This is a genomic window from Methylobacterium sp. J-072 (genome assembly GCF_022829425.1).
In the GTDB taxonomy this organism is placed as follows: domain Bacteria; phylum Pseudomonadota; class Alphaproteobacteria; order Rhizobiales; family Beijerinckiaceae; genus Methylobacterium.
In genome coordinates this window covers 23,278-45,361 of sequence record NZ_JAKSYK010000027.1, presented here as the reverse complement: position 1 = coordinate 45,361, position 22,084 = coordinate 23,278, and the positions used below count along the sequence as shown (strand labels likewise).

General features: G+C 68.5%; 8 protein-coding genes. 6 read left to right on the top strand and 2 right to left on the bottom strand.

Features of this window, described 5'->3' with window-relative positions:
• Positions 1–151 precede the first annotated feature (151 nt).
• Positions 152–2,260 (top strand): glycogen debranching protein GlgX, encoded by a 2,109-nt coding sequence (gene glgX / locus MKK67_RS02080; RefSeq protein WP_243961782.1) that lies wholly within the window; start codon positions 152–154, stop codon positions 2,258–2,260.
• A 125-nt stretch (positions 2,261–2,385) separates the two neighbouring features.
• On the opposite strand, the gene MKK67_RS02075 is transcribed toward glgX, so the two are convergent.
• The gene (locus MKK67_RS02075) at positions 2,386–3,147 is read right to left on the bottom strand and encodes a hypothetical protein (protein ID WP_243961779.1); all 762 of its coding nucleotides are present in this window, start codon (positions 3,145–3,147) and stop codon (positions 2,386–2,388) included.
• 952 nt (positions 3,148–4,099) lie between these two features.
• Between MKK67_RS02075 and treZ the strand changes: the two genes are divergently transcribed.
• The 5 genes from treZ (at position 4,100) to glgB (ending at position 20,196) form a co-directional block, all read left to right on the top strand.
• Positions 4,100–5,905 (top strand): malto-oligosyltrehalose trehalohydrolase, encoded by a 1,806-nt coding sequence (gene treZ / locus MKK67_RS02070; protein ID WP_243961770.1) that lies wholly within the window; start codon positions 4,100–4,102, stop codon positions 5,903–5,905.
• Complete coding sequence (locus tag MKK67_RS02065) at positions 5,902–10,809, top strand: malto-oligosyltrehalose synthase (protein ID WP_243961768.1); 4,908 nt, start codon at positions 5,902–5,904, stop codon at positions 10,807–10,809. The genes treZ and MKK67_RS02065 overlap by 4 nt, the downstream gene beginning before the upstream one ends.
• Before the next feature lie 290 nt (positions 10,810–11,099).
• Positions 11,100–14,489 (top strand): maltotransferase domain-containing protein, encoded by a 3,390-nt coding sequence (locus MKK67_RS02060; RefSeq protein WP_243961760.1) that lies wholly within the window; start codon positions 11,100–11,102, stop codon positions 14,487–14,489.
• A gap of 146 nt (positions 14,490–14,635) precedes the next feature.
• The gene (treS, locus tag MKK67_RS02055) at positions 14,636–17,914 is read left to right on the top strand and encodes a maltose alpha-D-glucosyltransferase (protein WP_243961758.1); all 3,279 of its coding nucleotides are present in this window, start codon (positions 14,636–14,638) and stop codon (positions 17,912–17,914) included.
• Positions 17,911–20,196: a 1,4-alpha-glucan branching protein GlgB gene (glgB, locus tag MKK67_RS02050; RefSeq protein WP_243961749.1), complete on the top strand. Its 2,286-nt coding sequence runs from the start codon at positions 17,911–17,913 to the stop codon at positions 20,194–20,196. Before treS ends, glgB begins: the two co-directional genes overlap by 4 nt.
• Positions 20,197–20,340: 144 nt before the next feature.
• Here the strand turns inward: glgB and glgA are convergent, their stop codons facing one another.
• Positions 20,341–21,882 (bottom strand): glycogen synthase GlgA, encoded by a 1,542-nt coding sequence (gene glgA, locus MKK67_RS02045; RefSeq protein ID WP_243961743.1) that lies wholly within the window; start codon positions 21,880–21,882, stop codon positions 20,341–20,343.
• Between the last annotated feature and the right edge of the window lie 202 nt (positions 21,883–22,084).

The following is a 22,084-nucleotide window of genomic DNA, read 5'->3' as shown; positions in this document are numbered from 1 at the left end:
CCCTCCCCCGCAGAGGGGGGAGGGAGCGCGCCTGTCAGATCTGGACCGAACGTCCCCGCGAGCCGAGCGCCATCCAGAACGCCATGAATGACCCCACGCGTCCGTTTCGGCACGCGCATCCCCCCACCTCCCGAAACACCGGACCCCGCCCATGATCGCCGTCGATGACGGGGTGCCGGCGCCGCTCGGCGCGCATTTCGATGGGCGCGGAGTGAACTTCGCCCTGTTCTCCGAGCACGCCACCGCGGTGGACATCTGCCTGTTCGAGCCGGGGGAGCGGCACGAGACCCGCACGGTCCGGCTGCCCTGCCGCACCGACGACGTCTGGCACGGCTATTTGCGCGGGGTGCTGCCGGGCCAGCTCTACGGCTACCGGGTGCACGGGCCCTGGGACCCGGCGAACGGCCACCGGTTCAACCCCTCAAAGCTGGTGCTCGACCCCTATGCAAGGGAGATCCGCGGCCGGATCCGCTGGCACGACGCGCTCTACGGCCACCGCCGGGGAAACGAGAGCCGGATCGACCGGCGCGACAGCGCGGTCTACATGCCCAAGGGCGTGGTCACCGCCCCCGAGGTGCCCGATCTCGCGCTGGCCCCCCTGCGCCGGCCGCTCACCGAGACTGTGGTGTACGAGGCGCACGTCAAGGCGCTGACCCGCACCCATCCCGACATTCCGGAACCTGAGCGCGGCACCTACGCGGCGCTCGGCCACCCGGCGATCATCGCGCACCTGGTCAAGCTCGGGGTCACCGCCCTGGAGCTGCTGCCGATCCAGGCCTTCGCCGACGACCGGTTTCTGGTCGAGAAGGGGCTCGTCAACTTCTGGGGCTATCAGCCTTTGAACTACTTCGCCCCGGACCCGCGCTACCTCGGGGAGGGCGGCCTGGGCGGGCTCAAGGCCGCGATCCGCGAGCTCAACGCCGCCGGGATCGAGACCTGGCTCGACGTGGTCTACAACCACACCGCCGAGGGCGACCACAGCGGCCCGACCCTGTCGTTCCGCGGCATCGACAATGCCAGCTATTACAAGCTCGACCCCGCGGACCGGCGCCGCACGATCGATTGCACCGGCTGCGGCAACACCTTCGACGTCAGCCACCCGCGGGTGATGCAGCTGGTGCTGGATTCCCTGCGCCACTGGGTCACCGCCTACGGGATCGCCGGCTTCCGGTTCGACCTCGCCTCGAGCCTCGGGCGCTCGCCGCTCACCTTCACCCCGCAGGCGGCCTTCTTCCAGGCGGTGGCGCAGGATCCCGTGCTCGCCCGGGTCAAGATGGTGGCCGAGCCCTGGGATATCGGGGAGGGCGGCTACCAGCTCGGCGGCTACCCGCGCGGCTGGAGCGAGTGGAACGACAAGTTCCGCGACGCCGCCCGCGGCTTCTGGAAAGGCGATTCCGGCACCCTGGCGAAGCTGACCCAGGGGCTGACCGGCTCGCGCGAGGTGTTCGCCCCGTCCCGGCGCTCGCCGCTGGCCAGCGTCAACTTCATCGCCAGCCACGACGGCTACACCCTGGCCGACACGGTGGCCTACGAGCAGAAGCACAACGAGGCCAACGGCGAGGACAACCGCGACGGCCACGGCCACAATGTCAGCTGCAATTACGGCGTCGAGGGCGATACCGACGACGTGGGCATCCTGGCCGTGCGCGCCCGCCAGAAGCGCAACATGCTGGCCACAATGATGCTGGCCCAGGGCGTGCCGATGCTGCTGATGGGCGACGAGCGCTCCCGCAGCCAGGGCGGCAACAACAACGCCTACGCCCAGGACAACCCGATCAGCTGGATGGACTGGACCAGCGATCCGGATCCCCGGCTCACCGCGTTCGTGGCGAATCTCCTGGCCCTGCGCCGGAGCCAGCCGGCCCTGCGGCGGCGCAGCTTCTTCACCGGCGCCCCGGTCGGCCCGGACTCGCCCTTGCGGGACGTGCACTGGCTCGCCCCCGAGGGCACCGAGATGGAGAACCGCCATTGGGCCGATGACGGCCTCCAGGTGTTCGGCATGCAGATCGGCAATGACGGGGCCGGCGACCGCCTGCTGCTGCTGTTCAATGCCGGGGTGGAGGCCCTCGACTTCCGCCTCGCCCCGGTGATCGGCGGCCCCTGGCAACCGGTCTTCGACACGGGCGAGCACACCGGCACGGTCCCGCCGGGCGCCTCGTCCTACGGGCCGGACGACGCGGTGCCGCTGCCCGGCCGCTCGGTGCTGGTGCTCACCGCGGCGGGCGTGGAGGCGCGGAGCGGGTGGGTGCCGAGGCAGTAGAAAGAGCACAGTTCGCAGATGCATGATCGTGCGATAAGCAAGCCAAGCTGCCTAAAATGCAGGTGATCACGGCCATCAGACTCGTAAAGCGCATGTGCTCCGACGGCTGGCAGCACATATCCTTCTCAAATGGTCGCGTTGAGCGCCTCTCTAAAGAGATTCGTGACTTTTTCAGGCATGCGCGAGATAGCGTAGTTCGCTGCATGCCAATGTGTCATTACAGAATCTGGACCAAAATGACCGTGATTGTAACGTTCAGGCGGCAATAGCTCACCACCGAATGGGTAAAGAAGTATCGCGGCGGCATGCTGCTCGGCCAAATTGCTGCGGCAACTGACTTCTGGTATAAACTTACACTCGGAAACTGGCCAAGAATCAATCAGGCGCAAGCATTGCTTGATTGAACTTTCCGCAAGGGAAACGCCCGGAGCAAGCAAATAAAAATCCCCTAAAAGTCCTTCAAGGATAGGAGCACGAAAGAATCTTAACTTATACAACGAGCCACGAAATGTTAATGTATCCGACGCGTATAGAACGCGCTTGTCGTTAGCTGGAGACCAATAGAAACGTAGCACCTCGTCAGGAGGCGCAAAAAAGAAGACATCAGGGCCTATAAGCATGCGATGGCTATAAACATCTAATTCACGAAAATCAGTAAGCATGCGTCGAATACAGATTCGATCTATTTCTTCGCAGTCTGCAATAGATCTTGCGAATTCATAATCTTGTGCGTAACTTGGCTGCTCATCCATGATTAACAATTTGTAATTAACCCCGAACACGGGTATGACTTTATCAAATCCTGCTTGATGAGCTTTGTTAATGTATAAAACGACCATTAAATCCGCATAAGGATCAACAAAGTGCTTTAGGCTTGCCATCGACAAGGCAAGCTCCACAAAGTACGAATTGGATGTCGATGGCTCGAAAAGAGCAGAGTATCTAACGATCAACATTCTTCCAGAAATCATCTAAAGAAAATGAAAACCTCTTTACTTTTTAACAAATTTGTCCGTAGAACGCAAGCCATGATCATCGCTTTATCTATCCTAGATTATGTTGAACTACATAAAGTTTTATTCCAATTTATAGATTTTATATCTTTATATCCGAGATCTTCGTAAAAACTTCAACCTTCCGACTCAAGGGCATTAAGTCAGAAACTTAGCATATAGCACAGACAGCATGACGTTCCTGTTCGGGGCGTGGTTGCTCGTAAGAGTCTAGAGATTGCGCCCAATTACCAAATCGACGGCGAACCGTATTGTCGAGCGGAGCGGTGCGTCGATGGCATTCTTCCATTCTTTTTACATGTAGAGGTCGCCGATCTGAAGCAGGGTTAGGGCGTCCCCCCTTCCCGATCAAAGCTTCGCTCGTCTGATTTATCCGGCCTTCTCTGAGCACTTTCCGCCTCATGGTCCGTTGACAAACGAGCCGCCCGAATTCCCAATTCTGCCGGTGGAACGCGGGTCGTTTGTCCGGCGCAAGTGATCACTCAACACCCACCCGGCGGGCGGGACGCGGTGCTTTCGGTATGAGAAGGCATAGCAACGCTGGAGTGCCACGCCCAACGCGCCGGCGACGATCCGAGAGTCGTTGGCATCAATCCGACAGCTCACATGGGTCTCCATGTGCATCGCGTATCGTTCAGGTCGATCCGTGAACCAACGGCTTTCACGGGAGAAAGCCTCACCCGCCCCACCACCCAATTGCCACATACCTCCGCCGCCATAGCTGCGCTGCGGGAACCGGATCGGGCCCGGGGCCTTCTCCCACGACAATGATCCCTGCCGCGCTTGTCCCCCGGGGCGCACGGCCAACGACGAGGACCGTGGCCCGATGCGGCGCGCCCACAGCATGGATTTCGGAGCCGAGATGGTGGAGGGCGGCGTGCGCTTCGCCCTCTGGGCGCCGACCGCCAAGAGCGTCGAGCTCGTCGTCGACGGCATCGACCATCCGCTGCCCGAATCCGGCGGCGGCTGGCGGCGCACCGCCCTGCCCGGGGTGAAGCCGGGCGCTCGCTACGGGTTTCGCGTCGACGGCGACCTCGTCGTGCCCGACCCGGCATCGCGCTTCCAGCCGGACGACGTCTCGGGCCTGAGCGAGGTGGTCGATCCGCGCGCCTTCGCGTGGTCCGACGAAGCCTGGACCGGGCGCCCGTTCGAGGAGGCGGTGATCTACGAGTGCCATGTCGGCACCGCCACGCCCGAGGGCACCTATGCCGGCCTGCAGGCGCGCCTGCCCGACCTCAAGGCGCTCGGCGTCACCGCGATCGAGTTGCTGCCGCTCGCCGACTTCAAGGGCTCGCGCAACTGGGGCTACGACGGGGTCCTGCCCTACGCCCCCGACGGCGCCTATGGCCGCCCAGACGACCTCAAGCGCCTGATCGACGCCGCCCACGGGCTCGGGCTGATGGTCTATCTCGACGCGGTCTACAACCATTTCGGACCGGCCGGGAATTACCTCCACGCCTACGCCAAGACCTTCTTCACCGAGCGCCACCAGACGCCGTGGGGCGCGGGCATCAATTTCGACGGCAAGGAGAGCGGCGCCACCGTGCGGCAGTTCTTCATCCAGAACACCCTGTACTGGCTGGAGGAATACCATTTCGACGGCCTGCGCTTCGACGCCGTCCACGCCATCCTCGACGATTCGCCCCGCCACTTCCTGGCCGAGCTCGGCGAGACGGTCCGCAAAACTTTTCCGGACCGCCAGATCCACCTGATGCTGGAGAATGAGGCCAACCAGGCCCGCTGGCTGGAGCGCGACGCCGCCGGGCGGCCGAAGATGCACGACGCGCAATGGGCCGACGACCTGCACCATTGCTGGCACGTGCTGCTCACCGGTGAGGACGCCGGCTATTATCAAAGCTTTGCCGACAAACCAGTCGAGCGCCTGGCCCGCTGCCTGGCGGAGGGGTTCGCGTATCAGGGCGAGCCGTTCTCGACGCTGGGCAACCATCCGCGCGGCGAGCCCTCGGCGCACCTGCCGCCCTCGGCCTTCGTGACCTTCCTGCAGAACCACGACCAAGTCGGAAACCGGGCGCTCGGCGAGCGGCTGAGCCATCTGGCCGACCCGAAAAAGCTCGATCTCGCCCGGGCCGGCTTCCTGCTGGCGCCGCAGATCCCGATGCTCTGGATGGGCGAGGAATGGTCGGCCTCGACGCCGTTCCTGTTCTTCGTGGATTTCGCTCCGGATACGGACCTCAACACCGCGGTGCGCGAGGGCCGTCGCCGGGAGTTCAAGAGTTTCGCGGCGTTCGCCGACGACACCTCGAAGATCCCGGATCCTACGGAGCGCGAGACCTTCGCGCAGTCCAAGCTCGACTGGTCGGAGCGCGAGCGATCGCCGCACCGGGAGGTCCTGGCCGAGACGACGCGCCTGCTGGGTCTAAGGCGGGACGTCGTGGTGCCGCTGGCGAAGTCCGGCTACCAAGGCGCCGCCGCCACCCTGCCGCGATCCGATGTGGTCGATTGCACCTGGCGGTTCGGCGCCGGCACCCTGCGGTTCGTCGCCAATGTCGGGGACGCGGCCTTCGCGGTGGATCCGGGCGATGCCCGGGTGGTCTGGACCAACGCCCCCGATAAGACCGGACGGGACCTGCCGTCCTGGACAGGCCTGTTCCTGACGGAGCCCCGCTCGTGAGCCCCCTGGAAAAACTCGCCGACCTCGTCGGCGTCGCCGCCGGCTACACCGACGCCTTCGGCCAGCCGGTGGAAACCTCCTTGGAGGTGCGGCGCGGCCTGCTGGCGGCGCTCGGCTTCGCGGTGGAGGACGAGGCGGGGATCGCCGAGAGCCTCGCCCAGGTCGAGGCCCTGCGCCGGGGCCTGGTGCCGCCGCTGCTGCCCGTGGAGGCGCGCCGCACCGCCCGGGTGCCGGTGCGCGTCGAGGACGGCACCCCGCACACCCTGGTCTGGCGGCTGGTGGACGAGCGTGGCGCGGCCCGCGAGGGCCGGGCCAACCCGCAGGGGGCCGAGCCCGGCTTCGAGCTGCCGCCGCTGACCCCGGGCTATCACCGCCTCACCGTCCAGGCCGGCCGGATCCGGGCCGAATCCTGGGTGATCGCCGCGCCCCAGCGCTGCTGGCGTCCGCGGCCCTACACGGAGGAGGGCGCCTCCGACTGGGGCATGGCCGCGCAGCTCTACGGCCTGCGCTCGGCCACCAACATCGGCATCGGCACCTACGCGGATGCCGGCGAGGCCGCCCGCGAGGCGGCCCTGCGCGGGGCGGCGTTCTTGGGGCTCAGCCCGGTCCACGCCCTGTTCGGTTCCGACCGCACCAAGATCTCGCCCTACTCGCCGTCCTCGCGGCTGTTCCTCGAGACCCTGTTCATCGCCCCGCGCAGCCTGCCGGGGCTCGCCGGCTCAAGAGCCGAGGCGCTCCTCGCCGAGCGCGCCGACGCGATCACGGCGCTCCGCGAGGCGGCGCTCGTCGACCACCAGGGCGTGGCCGACGTGCTCGACCCGGTGCTGCGCGCCCTCTGGCTCGAATCCCCGGCCCGGGCCGGCACCGACGCCGCGTTCGAGCGCTTCCGCCAGGAGGGCGGCCCGGACCTCGCCGCGCATGCGGTGTTCGAGGCCCTGTCCGAGCATTTCCGGCAGCAGGGCGCCCATTGGCTCGGCGACTGGCCGGAGGAATACCGCCGTGCCGGCACCGACGCGGTCGTGGCCTTCGCGGCCGGGAACGCCGAGGCGGTGGGCTACCACGCCTGGCTGCAATACCTCGCCGACCGCCAGCTCGCCGCAGCCTCCGCGGCGGCTCTGGGCGCCGGCATGCGGGTCGGGCTCTATCGCGACCTCGCGGTGGGCGCCGACCGGGGCGGCTCCGAGATCTGGTCGCATCCCGAGCGCTTCGCCGACCGGGTCTCGATCGGCGCGCCCCCGGACCTGCTCGCCCCCAAGGGCCAGAACTGGGGCCTGCCGGCCTTCGACCCGCTGGAGATGGAGCGCGACGGCCTCGCCGCGTTCCGGGCCCTGGTCCAGGCCAACATGCGCCATGCCGGCGCGATCCGGATCGACCACGCCTTCCAGCTCGCCCGGTTGTTCCTGATCCCGCTCGGGGCCGGCGCCCATGCCGGCGCCTACGTGGCGATGCCGTTCGAGCCGATGCTGGCGGTGCTGCGGCTGGAGAGCCACCGCAACAAGTGCCTGGTCATCGCCGAGGATCTCGGCACCGCGCCCGAAGGCTTCTCCGACGCCCTGATGCGGGCCGGCGTGCTCAGCTACCGGATCCTGGCCTTCGAGCGGGAAGGGGACGGCCGGTTCAAGGCCCCCTCCGCCTATCCGCGCGATGCGCTCACCGCCATCACCACCCACGACCTGCCGACCTTCGTCGGCTGGTGGCGCGGGGTCGACACCGACACCCGCCAGTCGCTGGGCCTGTACGATCAGGATCGCGCCGAGGCCGAGCGCAACGAGCGCGTGGTCGAGCGCCGCCGCCTCACCGAGGCGCTGGCGGCCGAGCAGCTCCTGCCGACGGCCGAGCCCCCCGAGGCCGCGCCGTTCGAGGCCGCCGCCCGCTACCTCGCCCGCGCCCCCTCGATGCTGACCGCCGTGCAGTACGAGGACGTGGTCTCGGAACTCGCCCAGGCCAACGTCCCGGGCTCCACCGAGGGCTATCCGAACTGGCGGCGCAAGCTCGACCGGGACCTCGTCGCCATCGCCGCCCCGGGCGGCCCGCTCGCCAAGCTGGCGGCCTCGCTCTCGGCCGAGTCGCGGGGCCCGCGTTCCGGCTCCGCCCGGCTGGCGGCACCGCCGCCGCAATCGACCTACCGGCTGCAATTCCACAAGGACTTCACCTTCGCGGATGCGGAGCGGATCGTCCCGTATCTCAAGAAGCTCGGGATCAGCCACGTCTACGCCTCGCCGCTCCAGAAGGCGCGGCCCGGCTCGACCCACGGCTACGACATCGTCGATCACGGCGCGATCAACCCGGAGCTCGGCGGCGAGGAGGGCTTCGTCAAGCTGTCCGAGACCCTGCACGGGCACGGGCTGAAGCTGCTCCTGGACATCGTGCCCAACCACATGGGCGTCGGCGGCTCCGACAACCCGTGGTGGCTCTCGGTGCTCGAATGGGGCTCCCTGTCGCCCTTCGCGGACGCCTTCGACATCGACTGGCAGCGCCTCGGCGCCGGCCGCAACCTGGTGATCCCGTTCCTGGGCGAGCGCTACGGCGAGGCCCTGGAGCAGGGCACCCTGGAGCTGAAGTTCGATCCCGAGGCCGGCGCCTTCAGCGTCTGGCACTACGAGCACCAGCTGCCGATCCGCCCCTTGAGCTACCCGACCATCCTGAACCGGGTGATCGCCGCCATCGGGGCAGTGGACGACGACACCACCGCGGAATTGCTCGCCATCTCCGAGCGCCTGCGCGCCATGGCGATCGACACCGACGAGACCCGCCGGAAGGGATTCCCCGAGGAGGCCGAGGGGCTCAAGCGCCGGCTCGCCGAGATCTACGGCGTCTCGACCCTGATCCAGGAGGCCACCGCCAGCACCCTGGCGCTGCTCAACGGCTTCAAGGGCCGCCCCGACAGCTTCGGGCCGCTGCACCGGCTCCTGGAGGCCCAGGCCTACCGGCTGGCCCATTGGCGGGTGGCGTCGAGCGACATCAACTACCGTCGGTTCTTCGATGTGAACTCGCTGGCCGGCCTGCGGGTGGAGCTGTCCGACATCTTCCACCGCTCGCACGAGACCGTGTTCCGGCACATCCGCGAGGGCCGGATCGACGGCTTGCGCATCGACCATATCGACGGGCTCGCCGACCCGCTGGGCTACGCGCGTGCGCTCCAGGCCGCCGTCGGCCCCGGCTTCTACGTGGTCGTCGAAAAAATCCTGGAGCCCGGCGAGCGGCTGCGGCCCTGGCCGGTGGCCGGGACCACGGGCTACGACGTGCTCAACCAGCTCGACGGCATCCTGGTGGACAAAGAGCGGCAGGGGAAGGTCCGGCGGCTCTACGAATGGGCCTCGGGCTTCGATGAGCCCTACGGGTTCCAGCTCCGCGCCGCCAAGGCCGAGATCCTGGAGATCAGCTTCGCCAGCGAGTTGGAGGTGCTGACCACCGACCTGAAGGAGGTGGCGGATGCCGACCGGCGCACCCGCGACTTCACCGTCAACGCGCTGCGCCGGGCCCTGATCGAGATCATCGCCCGCTTCCCGACCTACCGCAGCTACCTGCCGCCGGAGCTGGAGGAGGGCGAAGTCGAGCCCGAGGACGTGCGGCTGATCGAGGGCGCGGTCGCCAAGGCGAAGCGCTGGTCGGGCCTGCCCGACCGCTCGGTGCACGATTTCGCCGCCGACGTGCTGCTCGGGCGGATCGAGACCGTGGGACCGGGGCGCCCGGACCCGCGGGTGGTCCTGCGCTTCCGCCGCCGGTTCCAGCAGCTCACCGGCCCGGTCATGGCCAAGAGCCTGGAGGACACGCTGTTCTACCGGTACGCCTGCCTGCTCGGCCTCAACGAGGTCGGCGGCGATCCGGGCGAGTACGGCATCGACGCCGAGCACTTCCACGACCTGCAGATCGCCCGCGCCCGCGACTGGCCGAACGCCATGATCACCACGGCGACCCACGACACCAAGCGCGGCGAGGATGCCCGGACCCGGATGCTCGCGCTCTCCGAGATCCCGGAGGGCTGGGCCGGCGCCTGGGACCTGTGGCAGCGCACGGCGAGCCCGCATCTCGCCCGGATCGACGGCGAGCCGGCCCCGGATGCCAACGACCAGTGGATGTTCTTCCAGGCGATCCTCGGCGCCTGGCCGCTGGAGCTGCTGGAGGGGGACGAGACGGCCGCGATCGCGGATTTTCGCGATCGGCTGATCGCCTATGGCGAGAAGGCCATGCGCGAGGGCAAGCGCCGCTCGAGCTGGGTCAATGTCGACGAGGTCTACGAGGGCGCGGTCAAGAAGCTGTTTTCCGCGCTGATCGCCCCGGGCTCGGACTTCCTGCGCGAGTTGCGCCCCTTCGCCCGGCGGCTCGCCCATCTCGGCATGCTCGCGGGGCTCGGCCGGACGGTCCTGAAATGCACCCTGCCGGGCCTGCCCGACACCTACCAGGGCACGGAGGTCTGGGACTTTTCGTTCGTCGATCCCGACAACCGCCGCCCGGTGGATTACCCGGCCCTGGAGCGGATGCTCGAACAGGGCGGCGAACCGGCCGCCCTGCTGCCGCACTGGCCGGACGGGCGGGTCAAGCAGGCGACCCTCGCGCGGCTGCTCGCCGAGCGGGCCGAGCGTCCGGCCTTCTACGCCAGCGCCGCCTACGAGCCGGTCGAGGCCACGGGCGCCCGGGCGGCCCACGTGATCGCCTACCGGCGGACCGACCCGGGCGAGGAGGGCGGCGACCTGTTCGTGGCGGTGCCGCGCCTGTTCGCCGGCATCGTCGGCGACGCGGTCTGGTCGGGCGAGGCGTTCGCCGGAACCCGGGTCGATCTCGGGGCGGGCACGCACTGGCGCGACCTCGTGTCGGGGCAGATCGTCGAGACCGGAGGGGAGGGGGCCGACCTCGGTCAGCTCCTGCGCGACCTGCCCTACGCGGTCCTGCGGCGGCAGGGGTGATCCGCTCCGTCATTGCGAGTGGAGCGAAGCAACGCAGGGGTGATCCGCTCCGTCATTGCGAGTGGAGCGAAGCAACCCAGGGCAGCGCGCGTTCCCAGATCGTCGCGTCTCTCTGGCTTGCTTCGCTCCGCTCGCAATGACGCCGGTCGCCCGGGCAGGCCCCTCGCGGCCCTGTCATGCGAATCTGCTGAGAGGCGGGTGGCGCGGATCTGAACATCCGCGCCGTCCCACGTAAGGCACGCCCGCGCGGTTCGGGCGTTACGACCATGGACCAGGAGCCAGAGACCAGCATGAACGCACCGACCACCGCCGCCGCCACCGCCGCTGCGACGACCGGAGCCGTCCTGCCCGCAGCCCTGGCGCCTCGCGCCGAGGGGCCCCGGATCTACAACCTGTTCCCGCTCCTGGTCGGGCGCGTCTCCGACTGGGCGGCCGAATTGCCCCGGATCGCCGCGCTCGGCTTCGACTGGATCTACCTGAACCCGTTCCACCAGACCGGCGGCTCGCGGAGCCTCTACGCGGTGGCCGATCCCGAGCGGCTCGACGAGCGGTTCCGCGACCAGGACGGCACCCCGGACGACGAGCAGATCCGCCGGTTCTGCGCCGCCGCCGAGGCCGCCGGCCTATCGGTGATGACCGACCTCGTGATCAACCACACCGCCGACAACGCCCGGTTGGCTCTGGAGCGGCCCGACCTGTTCATGAAGGAGCCCGACGGCTCGATCATGCATCCGGGCGCGGTGGATCCGGACGATCCCTCGATCCGCACGGTCTGGGGCGATCTGGTCGAGCTCGACTATCACACGCCGTCCGCCCGGGACGAGCTGACCCGGATCTGGGGCGCCTACGTCGCCCGGCTGCAGGCGCTCGGCGTCGCGGGCTTCCGGTGCGACGCCGCCTACAAGGTCCCGCCCGAGACCTGGCGCGTCCTGATCGGCGAGGCCAAGGGCCGCGATTCCGCCTGCCTGTTCGCCGCCGAGACCCTGGGCTGCACCTTCGAGGAGGCGAAGGCCACGGCCGGCGCCGGCTTCGATTACCTGTTCAACTCCTTCGCCTGGTGGGACCTGAAGAAGCCCTGGGCGCTGGAGCAGTACGAGCGCCTGCGGGTGCTGGCGCCCTCGATCGCCTTCCCGGAAAACCACGACATGCAGCGCCTGGCCGCCGAGATCGGCGGCGGCCCCGAGGCGGTGGCGCGGCACCTGCGCACCCGCTACGCGCTGGCCGCCTTCTTCTCGGCCGGCGTGCTGATGCCGATCGGCTACGAATGGGGCTACCGCCGGGCGCTGCACGTGGTCGAGACCACCCCGCGCGACCGCGAGAACGACACCGGCATCGACATCTCCGCCTCGATCCGGGCGATCAACGCCCTCCGGGCCGAGCTGCCGGCCGCCAATGTCGAGGGCGCGCAGCTGCGCATCTCGGCCCCCGACAGCGACCTCGTGGCGCTGGCCCGCTTCGACACCGGCCATCCGGCCTCGGCGCAGCACGCGCTGATCGTGCTCTACAACCCCTCGGACAAGCCGGTGCCGGTGGAGGCCGGGGCGCTCATCGCCCGGACCGGTGGGATGCTCGGCGCCTTCGTCGACCGGACCCCCGAAGCCGAGCCGATCGCCTTCCATCCCGGCAGCGCCATCGACCTGCTGCCGGGCGAGCTGCGCATCCTCAGCGCCAGCGCCGCCCAGGTCGCCCAGCTGCCCGAGCGCGGCATGCCGGACGGCGAGGGCCGGGTGGTGATCGAGGCCGTGAGCCCGGAGATCGACGGCGGCCGCTCGGCGGTGAAGCGCATCGTCGGCGAATCCCTGCGGGTCGAGGCCGACATCTTCTCCGACGGCCACGAGGTGCTCGACGCCGCGATCCTGTCGCGGGTCGCCGGCACCGAGGCGTGGCGCGAGGATCCGATGGTCTTCGTCGACAACGACCGCTGGGCCGGGCACTTCCCCCTGGAGCGCAACGCCCGCTACGAGTTCACCCTGATCGCCTGGCGCGATCCGTTCTCCTCCTGGGTGCGCGACACCCTGAAGAAGCGCGCCGCCGGCGTCGACATCCGGCTTGAGACGATCGAGGGCGTCACCCTGGTGGAGAGCGCCGCGTCTCTCGCCCGGGGCCGCGGTGCCGGACGCGACGCGGAGCGGCTGGCCGCCCTGGTCGCGGCGCTCGCCGCGGAGGAGACCGGCTCGGCCGCCCAGCTCGAGCGGATCCTGCAGCCCGAGGCGGCGAGCCTCGTGCGCCGGAACGCCGAGCGGGTGAATCTCAGCCGCTATCCGGTGGTGCTACCGGTGATCGCCGACCGCCTCGCAGCCCGGTTCTCCGCCTGGTACGAGATTTTTCCGCGCTCCCAGTCGATGGACGTGAACCGCCACGGCACCTTCGACGACGTGATCAAGCGCCTGCCCGAGATCCGCGAACTCGGCTTCGACGTGCTCTACTTCACGCCGATCCATCCGGTGGGCCGGACCAACCGCAAGGGCAAGAACAACACCCTCAAGGCCCTGCCCGGGGATGTCGGCTCGGTCTACGCGGTCGGCGCGGAGGAGGGCGGTCACGAGGCCGTGCATCCCGACCTCGGGACGCTGGAGGATTTCGAGCGGCTGGTGGCGGAAAGCCACGCCTACGGCATGGAGATCGCCCTCGACTTCGCGATCCAGTGCTCGCCGGACCATCCCTGGATCAAGAACCATCCGGAATGGTTCGAGTGGCGCCCCGACGGCACGCTGAAATTCGCCGAGAACCCGCCCAAGAAGTACGAGGACATCTCGAACGTCCATTTCTACGGGGGCGCCCTGCCCTCGCTCTGGATCGAGCTGCGCGACATCCTGCTCGGCTGGTGCGCAAGGGGCGTGCGGATCTTCCGGGTCGACAACCCGCACACCAAGCCGATCCCGTTCTGGGAATGGGTGATCGCCGAGGTCAACGGCCGCTATCCCGACGCGCTGTTCCTGGCCGAGGCCTTCACTCGGCCGAAGATGATGATGAAGCTCGCCAAGGCCGGCTACCAGCAGAGCTACACCTACTTCACCTGGCGCAACACCAAGCAGGAGCTGACCGAGTACGCCCTGGAGCTCGCCGGCGAGATGGGCGAGTACTACCGCCCGAACTTCTTCGCCAACACGCCCGACATCAACCCGTACTTCCTTCAGACCAGCGGCCGGGCGGGCTTCGTGATCCGGGGGACGCTGGCCGCCACCCTGTCGTCGGTCTACGGCATCTATAACGGCTTCGAGCTGTGCGAGGCGGCGCCCTACCCGGGCAAGGAAGAGTATCTGAATTCCGAAAAATACGAGCTGAAGGCCTGGGACTACGACCGGCCCGGCAACATCCGCGAGCACATCGTCACGCTCAACAAGATCCGCCGCGAGAACCCCGCCCTCTGGGATTTCCGCAACGTGGTCTTCACCGGCGCCTCCAACGACCAGATCATCGCCTACGCCAAGGCGACGCCGGAGCGTGACAATTGCGTGTTCACCATGGTCAACCTCGATCCCAAGAACCGCCAGGAATGCACCTACGAGGTGCCGCTCTGGCTGTTCGGCCTGCCCGACGACGGCGCCGTGGAGGTTGAGGACCTGCTCCAGGGCTACACGTTCGAGCTGCGGGGCAAGACCCACCGGATCGCCCTCGATCCGGCCGAGCGATCCTGCATCATCTGGCGTCTTCGGGCGCCGCGGCGGGTTGCGGGCTGAGCCAGCCCATGGCACCTGACCATGACTTCTAATTCCGACGCCGGGCCCGCCCGGCGCCGACTCTTGCGCCGCGCGGCCGATCGCCCGCGCCCCGGCCGGTTCCGCCCGCCGGTCCCAGTCCCTTCGACCGATGAGGCAGCGACGCGATGATCGATCGCAGCGACCCGCAATGGTACCGTGACGCCATCATCTATCAGATCCACGTCAAGTCGTTCTTCGACTCGAACGACGACGGGATCGGTGATTTCGAGGGCCTGACCCGGCGGCTGGACTATGTCCGCGACCTCGGCGTCACGGCGATCTGGCTGATGCCGTTCTATCCCTCGCCCCTGCGCGACGACGGCTACGACATCGCCGATTACGAGGGCATCAACCCGTCCTACGGGACCATGGAGGACTTCAAGGCCTTCGTGGCGGCGGCGCACGCGCGCGGCCTGCGGGTGATCACCGAGCTCGTGATCAACCACACCAGCGACCAGCACCCCTGGTTCCAGGCGGCCCGCGAGGCGCCCCCCGGCTCGCCCGAGCGCGACTTCTACGTCTGGTCGGACACCGACGCGCCGTACAAGGACACGCGGATCATCTTCCTCGACACCGAGGCCTCGAACTGGACCTGGGACCCGGTCGCCAAGCAGTATTTCTGGCACCGGTTCTACAGCCACCAGCCGGACCTCAACTTCGACAACCCGAAGGTGCTGGAAGCGGTCATCGCGACGATGCGCTACTGGCTCGACATGGGCGTCGACGGGCTGCGGCTGGACGCGATCCCCTACCTGATCGAGCGCGACGGCACGAACTGCGAGAACTTGTCCGAAACGCATGATGTGATCAAAAAAATCCGGGCGGCGCTGGATGCCAGCTATCCGGACCGGATGCTGCTGGCCGAGGCCAACCAGTGGCCGGAGGAGACCGCGCAGTATTTCGGCGACGGCGACGAATGCCACATGGCGTTCCACTTCCCGCTGATGCCGCGGATGTACATGGCGATCGCCCGGGAGGACCGGCACCCGATCACCGACATCATGCGCCAGACCCCGGAGATCCCGGAGGGCTGCCAGTGGGCGATCTTTTTGCGGAATCACGACGAGCTGACGCTCGAAATGGTCACTGCCGAGGAGCGTGACTACCTCTGGTCGTTCTACGCCGCCGAGCGCCGGGCCCGAATCAATCTCGGCATCCGCCGCCGCCTCGCGCCGCTGCTCGAGAACGACCGGCGCAAGATCGAGCTGATGAAGTCCCTCGTCCTGTCGATGCCCGGCACGCCGGTGCTCTATTACGGCGACGAGATCGGCATGGGCGACAACATCTATCTCGGCGACCGCGACGGCGTGCGCACGCCGATGCAATGGTCGCCCGACCGGAACGGCGGCTTCTCCCGGGCGAACCCGCAGCGGCTGTTCCTGCCCGCGATCCAGGACCCGATCTACGGCTTCGACGCGATCAACGTCGAGGCGCAGACCCAGTCGCAGACCAGCCTGCTGAGCTGGACAAGGCGGATGATCGCGATCCGCAACAACAGCGTCGCGCTGGGCCGCGGCACGATCCAGTTCCTGTATCCCTCGAACCGCAAGGTCCTGGCCTGGATCCGCGAGCACGAGGACGAGCGGATCCTGTGCGTCGCCAACCTGTCGCGCGCGCCCCAGGCGGTGCAGCTCGACCTGTCGGAATTGCGCACCGCGGTGCCGATCGAGCTGACCGGCGGCTCCGAATTCCCGCCGATCGGCGACCTGCCCTACCTGCTGACCCTGCCGTCCTACGGCTTCTACTGGTTCTCGCTCAGCGCCGCCCGCTCGGGCGCGATCGGCCCGCAGCAGGAGCCCCCGGAGCTGTTCACCCTGGTGCTCACCGGCGGCATCGAGAGCCTGATGTCGGGCCGCGAGCGGGTCGCCTTCGAGCGCACCGTGGTGCCGCCGTTCCTGACCAGCCGGCGCTGGTTCGGCGCCAAGGGCTCGCGGATCCGGTCCGTGAAGGTGATCGACTGCGCCGCCCTGAAGGACGTGGACGGCAGCGCCCGCTTCCTGCTGCCGCGCCTGCAGGTCCAGCTCGCCAACGGCGAATCCCAGGAATACTTCGTGCCCGTGGGCGTCGAGGAGGGCCGCGAGGACGAGACGCTGCTGCCCTTCGCGGTGGCGCGGGTGCGCCGCGGGCCGCGCACCGGCCTGCTCTACGGCGCGGCCGGCTCCAACGCCTTCGCGGCCGGCCTGATCGACGCCATGCGCCAGGGCACGGAGATTCCCACGGAGAGCGGGCGGCTGGTGTTTTCCACCACGTCGGCCTTCGATCCGGATGTCACGGTAGACGTGGCCGACATCCGCCGGCTGTCGGCGGAGCAGAGCAACACCTCGATCGCCATCGGCTCGAAGATGATGCTCAAGCTGCTGCGCCGCCTGCAGCCGGGGACGCATCCCGAGATCGAGGTCGGGCGCTTCCTCACCGAGCAGGCGGGTTTCTCCAATACGCCCGCGCTGCTCGGCACCCTCGAGCACGTGGCCGAGGATGGCACGCGGACGGCGCTGGCGGTCCTTCAGAAATTCGTCATGAACCAGGGCGACGCCTGGACGCTGATGCTGGAGGGCCTGCGCCGGGACTTCGAGACCGTGGTGCTCACCCCCGAGAGCGAGGCGGTCAGCCCCGAGGAGGCGTTCCAGGCCCATGGGCCCTGGGCCGACCTGCTCGGCCGCCGCACCGCCGAGATGCACGCCGCCTTCGCGATGGAGACCGACGACCCGGCCTTCGCGGCCGAACCCTTCGCCGAGGACGACCTGGCGGTGCTCGCCCGCGACGCGCGTCACCAGGCCGATCGGGCCTTCCGGGCGCTGAAAGGCCTCTCCGAGCGCGGCCTCGATGCCGGCAAGCCGGCCTGCACGGCGCTCATGCAGCGGCGGGCCGAGGTCGAGGCGCTGATCGAGGCGCTCAGCACCGAGCCGCCGCGCGGGGCCCACAAGATCCGGATCCACGGCGACTATCACCTCGGTCAGGTGCTGGTCTCCGAGAGCGACCTGATCATCGTCGACTTCGAGGGCGAGCCCTCGCGCCCGGCCGACGAGCGGCGGGCGAAGTCGATGCCCCTGCGCGACGTCGCCGGCCTGATGCGCTCCTTCGCGTACGGGGCCGAGACCGTGATCCGCGAGATCACCGTCCGGTTCGGCGATTCCGAGGCACGGGCGCGGGACGCCGCTAGCGCCTGGCGCGGCATGATCGAGGCGGCGTTCCTGGCCGGCTACGAGACGGCCGTGGCGGGGACGCGGGCGGCCGTGACCGACCCGGCCACGCGGGCGCGGCTGCTGCGCCTCTGCCTGCTGACCAAGGCCCTCTACGAAGTCGATTACGAGGCCAACAACCGGCCGGACTGGATCGAAATCCCCGCCCGGGGGGTTCTCACCATTCTGGACACGGACGGCCACGAGCCCGGAGAAACTGAATGACGGCGATCGACGAGACCTTCGCACCGCGGATCGACCCGGAAGCGGCGAGCGCGCGGAACGCGGATGTCCCGCATTCCGGGGCCGCCTCGGCACCGCCGAGCGTCCATCCGGACGCGATCGCGGCGCTGATGAGCGCCAACCACGGCGACCCGTTCTCGGTGCTCGGCCCCCACCGGGTCGGCCCCGACCTCTGGGAAGTGCGCGCCGTCCTGCCCGAGGCGCGGGCCGCCGCCCTGGTGATGAGCGACCGCACCGTGCCGTTCGAGAAGCGGCACCCGGAGGGCTTCTACGTCGCCCGGGTCGAGGGCGAGGGCCGGCCGCTCTACGAGATCGAGGTCGAGCTCTGGGACGGGACCAAGCGCAAACGCTTCGATCCCTACGGCTTCGGCTCCTCGATCGAGCAATACGACGTGGCGACCCTGCGCGAGGTCGGCACCAATCTGGTCTACCGGATGCTCGGCGCCCAGTCCGGCCAGCTCGACGGCATCGACGGCTTCCGCTTCGCCGTGTGGGCGCCCAATGCCCGCAAGGTCAGCGTGGTCGGCGACTTCAACGATTGGGACGGGCGGCGCCACCCGATGCGCCTGTGGCAGGACGGCGGGATCTGGGAATTGTTCGTGCCCGGCCTCAAGGCCGGCGCGTGCTACAAGTTCGAGATCCGCGGCCCCGACGGCGCCCTGATCCCGCTCAAGGCCGACCCGGTCGCCTTCGCCGCCCAGCACCCGCCGGAGACCGCCTCGATCACCCACGGGACGGGCGAGTTCGCCTGGCGCGATTCCGGCTGGATGAAGACCCGGGGCGCCAAGGATCCGCGCCACGCCGCGATCTCGATCTACGAGGTCCATCTCGGCTCCTGGGCGCGTGTGCCCGAGGAGGGCAACCGTTACCTGACCTACAAGGAGCTGGGCGAGCGGCTGATCCCCTACGTCAAGGATATGGGCTTCACCCATATCGAGATGCTGCCGATCACCGAGTTCCCGTTCGACGGGTCCTGGGGCTACCAGCCGGTCTCGCTGTTCGCCCCGACCAGCCGCTTCGGCACGCCGGAGGATTTCGCCGCCTTCGTCGACACCGCCCACGAGGCCGGCATCGGCGTGATGCTCGACTGGGTGCCCGGCCACTTCCCGCTGGACGCGCACGGGCTCGGCCTGTTCGACGGCACGCATCTCTACGAGCACGCCGACCCGCGCCAGGGCTTCCACCAGGATTGGGGCACCTACATCTACAATTTCGGCCGGACCGAGGTCGCGACCTTCCTGGCCGCCAATGCCCGGTTCTGGCTGGAGCATTACCACCTCGACGGCCTGCGCGTGGATGCCGTCGCGTCGATGCTCTACCTCGACTATTCGCGCCGCCAGGGCGAGTGGATCCCGAACCGCTACGGCGGCAACGAGAACCTCGACGCCATCGACTTCCTGCGCAAGACCAACGAGGCGACCTACAGCCACGCCCCGGGCACGATCACGGTGGCGGAGGAATCGACCTCCTGGCCGGGGGTCTCGCACCCGACCTACACGGGCGGCCTCGGCTTCGGCTTCAAGTGGAACATGGGCTGGATGCACGACACGTTGAAATACGTGTCGGAGGATCCGATCCACCGCCGCTACCACCACCACAACCTGACCTTCGGGCTGCTCTACGCCTTCTCGGAGAATTTCATCCTGCCGCTCTCCCACGACGAGGTCGTGCACGGGAAGGGCTCGCTGCTCGGCAAGATGCCGGGCGACCGCTGGCAGAAATTCGCGAACCTGCGCGCCTATTTCGGCTTCATGTGGGGGCATCCCGGCAAGAAGCTCTTGTTCATGGGCGGCGAGTTCGGCCAGGAGCGGGAGTGGAACCACGACAACAGCCTGGACTGGCACCTGCTCGACGATCCCCTGCACAAGGGCGTCAAGGACGTGGTCCGGGACCTCAACCGGCTCTACGTCTCGACCCCGGCCCTCTACGCCCGGGACGTCGAGCAGACCGGGTTCCAGTGGCTGGTGGCCGACGACCAGGACAACAGCGTCATCGCCTGGGCCCGCAAGGGCGCCAATCCCGGTGAGGTCGCGATCGTGGTCTCGAACTTCACCCCGCTCCCCCGGGAGGGCTACCGCGTCGGCGTGCCGGAGGCGGGTTTTTACAGGGAGGCGTTCAACTCGGACGCGGCCGTGTACGGCGGCTCGAACCTCGGCAACAACGGCGGCGGCCACACCGACGGCCAGGCGAGCCACGGCCAGGCTCAGTCCCTGTCGCTGACCCTGCCGCCGCTGGCGACGATGATCTTCGTGCTGGAGCGATAGAGGCTCGTCCCCGAAGGTCACGGATTCAAAAGGTCCGTGACCTTTTGCGGGTCCAGGGCAGAGCCCTGGTGTCTCGGGGGCCAAGTCCTCAAGGGTCTTGCCCCGAACCCCTGCCAAAGGGCTGAGCCCTTTGGAAACCCGGTCTTACGCGGCGCGCCAGCGCAGCGCCGGGCTGTTGCCCATGGCGCGGGCGTAGAGGCCGGCATAGCTGTCGGCGGCCTGGTCCCAGCCGAACCGGGCGGCCATGGCGCGCCGGCGCATGGCGTTGAGCCGCTTCTTCTGGCCGAACGCCTCGAAGGCCCGGCGGACCGCCGAGCCGAAGGCCGAGGCCGAAGCCTCCGGGAAGGTGAAGCCCGTCACCCCGTCCTCGACCGTGTCGGCCAGCCCCCCGGTGCGGTGCACGATCGGCAGGGAGCCGAAGCGCTGGGCGTACATCTGGGCGAGCCCGCAGGGCTCGAACCGCGAGGGCATCAGCAGGAAGTCGCTGCCGGCGAACATCCGCCTCGCCTGGGCTTCCTCGAAGCCGACATGCACGCCGACCGCGTCGGGGTGGAGCTTGGACAGGCCGCGCAGGGCCTGCTCGAACCGGCCCTCGCCCTGGCCGATCACCACGAGCTGGCCGCCCTCGGCCACGATCGCCTCGGCCGCCTGCAGGCTCAGGTCGATGCCCTTCTGGTGCACCAGGCGCGAGACGATGGCGAAGAGCGGGCCGCGGGAGACCGCCAGCCCGAATTGCTGGCGCACCGCCTCGGCATTGGCGCGCTTGCCCTTCCAGTCGTCGACCTCGAACCGGGTGGCGAGGTGCTGGTCGGTGCTCGGGTCCCAGGTCTCGTCGATGCCGTTGAGGATGCCGGCGAGGCGGCCCTGGCCGGCGCGGGTGCGCAGCAGCCCGTCGAGCCCGCAGCCCATCTCGGCGGTCTGGATCTCCCGCGCGTAGGTCTCGCTCACCGTGGTGACCTGTGAGGCGTAGAAGATGCCGGCCTTCAGGAACGAGAGCTGGCCGTAGAACTCCGCGCCGTCGACCTGGAAGGCCGAGTCCGGCACGCCGAGGCGGCCCAGGCTGTCGCGGGGGAACAGGCCCTGATAGGCGAGGTTGTGGATGGTCAGCACGCTCGGGATGCGCCGACCGCGCCAGGCCAGGTAGGCCGGGGCGAGGGCCGCCTGCCAGTCGTTGAGGTGCAGCAGGTCCGCCGCCCAATCGCCATCGATGCCGGCGGCAATCTCCGCCGCCGCGAGGCTGAGGCGCGCGAAGCGCAGGTCGTTGTCGCCGAAATCGCCGTGGGCGTCGCCGTAGGGCGTGCCGTCACGCTCGTAGAGCTCGGGCGCCAGCAGGACGTAGATGCGCAAGCCGTCGGCGGCCTCGACCAGGCCGAGATCGCAGGCAGGTACACCCGCGAAGCCTTCGAGCCGGGCGACCACCGGGATCTCGGGGAACGCGGCGCGGACCTGGCGGTAGCCGGGGATCAGGACGCGGATGTCGTAATACGGCACCAGGGCCCGGGGCAGGGCGGCCGAGACCTCGCCGAGGCCGCCGGTCTTCACGAAGTCGGCCATCTCCGGGGTGGCGTAGAGGATGCGGCGGCGCAGCGAGGCCGGCCAGGCCGGATTGGTGAACTGCGCAGCGCCTCCGCCGCTCTCGCCGAAGGCGTCATCGACCAGGGAGCCACCGCGAAGCGCATCGTGCATCGGCATCGATCCTGGCCGGGCGGGATGCCCCGGTCGGGCAGAGGATCGGGCAGACACCGCTGTCACGACCTCAACCATGTCCAATGCTCCTTCGCCGCACCAGTTCCGCTGCGACGCACAATTTAGGCCAGCGTCAGCCTTAAGCTTCGGTTACAGATTCGGCTACGGCCGAATAACTGCGCTGCACTGCGACAAGAGATGG

What these genes read in the sequence shown, in the direction of transcription:
- glgB (WP_243961749.1), top strand. Translation starts at nt 17,911, where the DNA reads ATGACGGCGATCGACGAGACCTTCGCACCGCGGATCGACCCGGAAGCG.
- MKK67_RS02060 (WP_243961760.1), top strand. Translation starts at nt 11,100, where the DNA reads ATGAACGCACCGACCACCGCCGCCGCCACCGCCGCTGCGACGACCGGA.
- treS (WP_243961758.1), top strand. Translation starts at nt 14,636, where the DNA reads ATGATCGATCGCAGCGACCCGCAATGGTACCGTGACGCCATCATCTAT.
- treZ (WP_243961770.1), top strand. Translation starts at nt 4,100, where the DNA reads ATGCGGCGCGCCCACAGCATGGATTTCGGAGCCGAGATGGTGGAGGGC.
- glgA (WP_243961743.1), bottom strand. Translation starts at nt 21,882, where the DNA reads ATGCACGATGCGCTTCGCGGTGGCTCCCTGGTCGATGACGCCTTCGGC.
- glgX (WP_243961782.1), top strand. Translation starts at nt 152, where the DNA reads ATGATCGCCGTCGATGACGGGGTGCCGGCGCCGCTCGGCGCGCATTTC.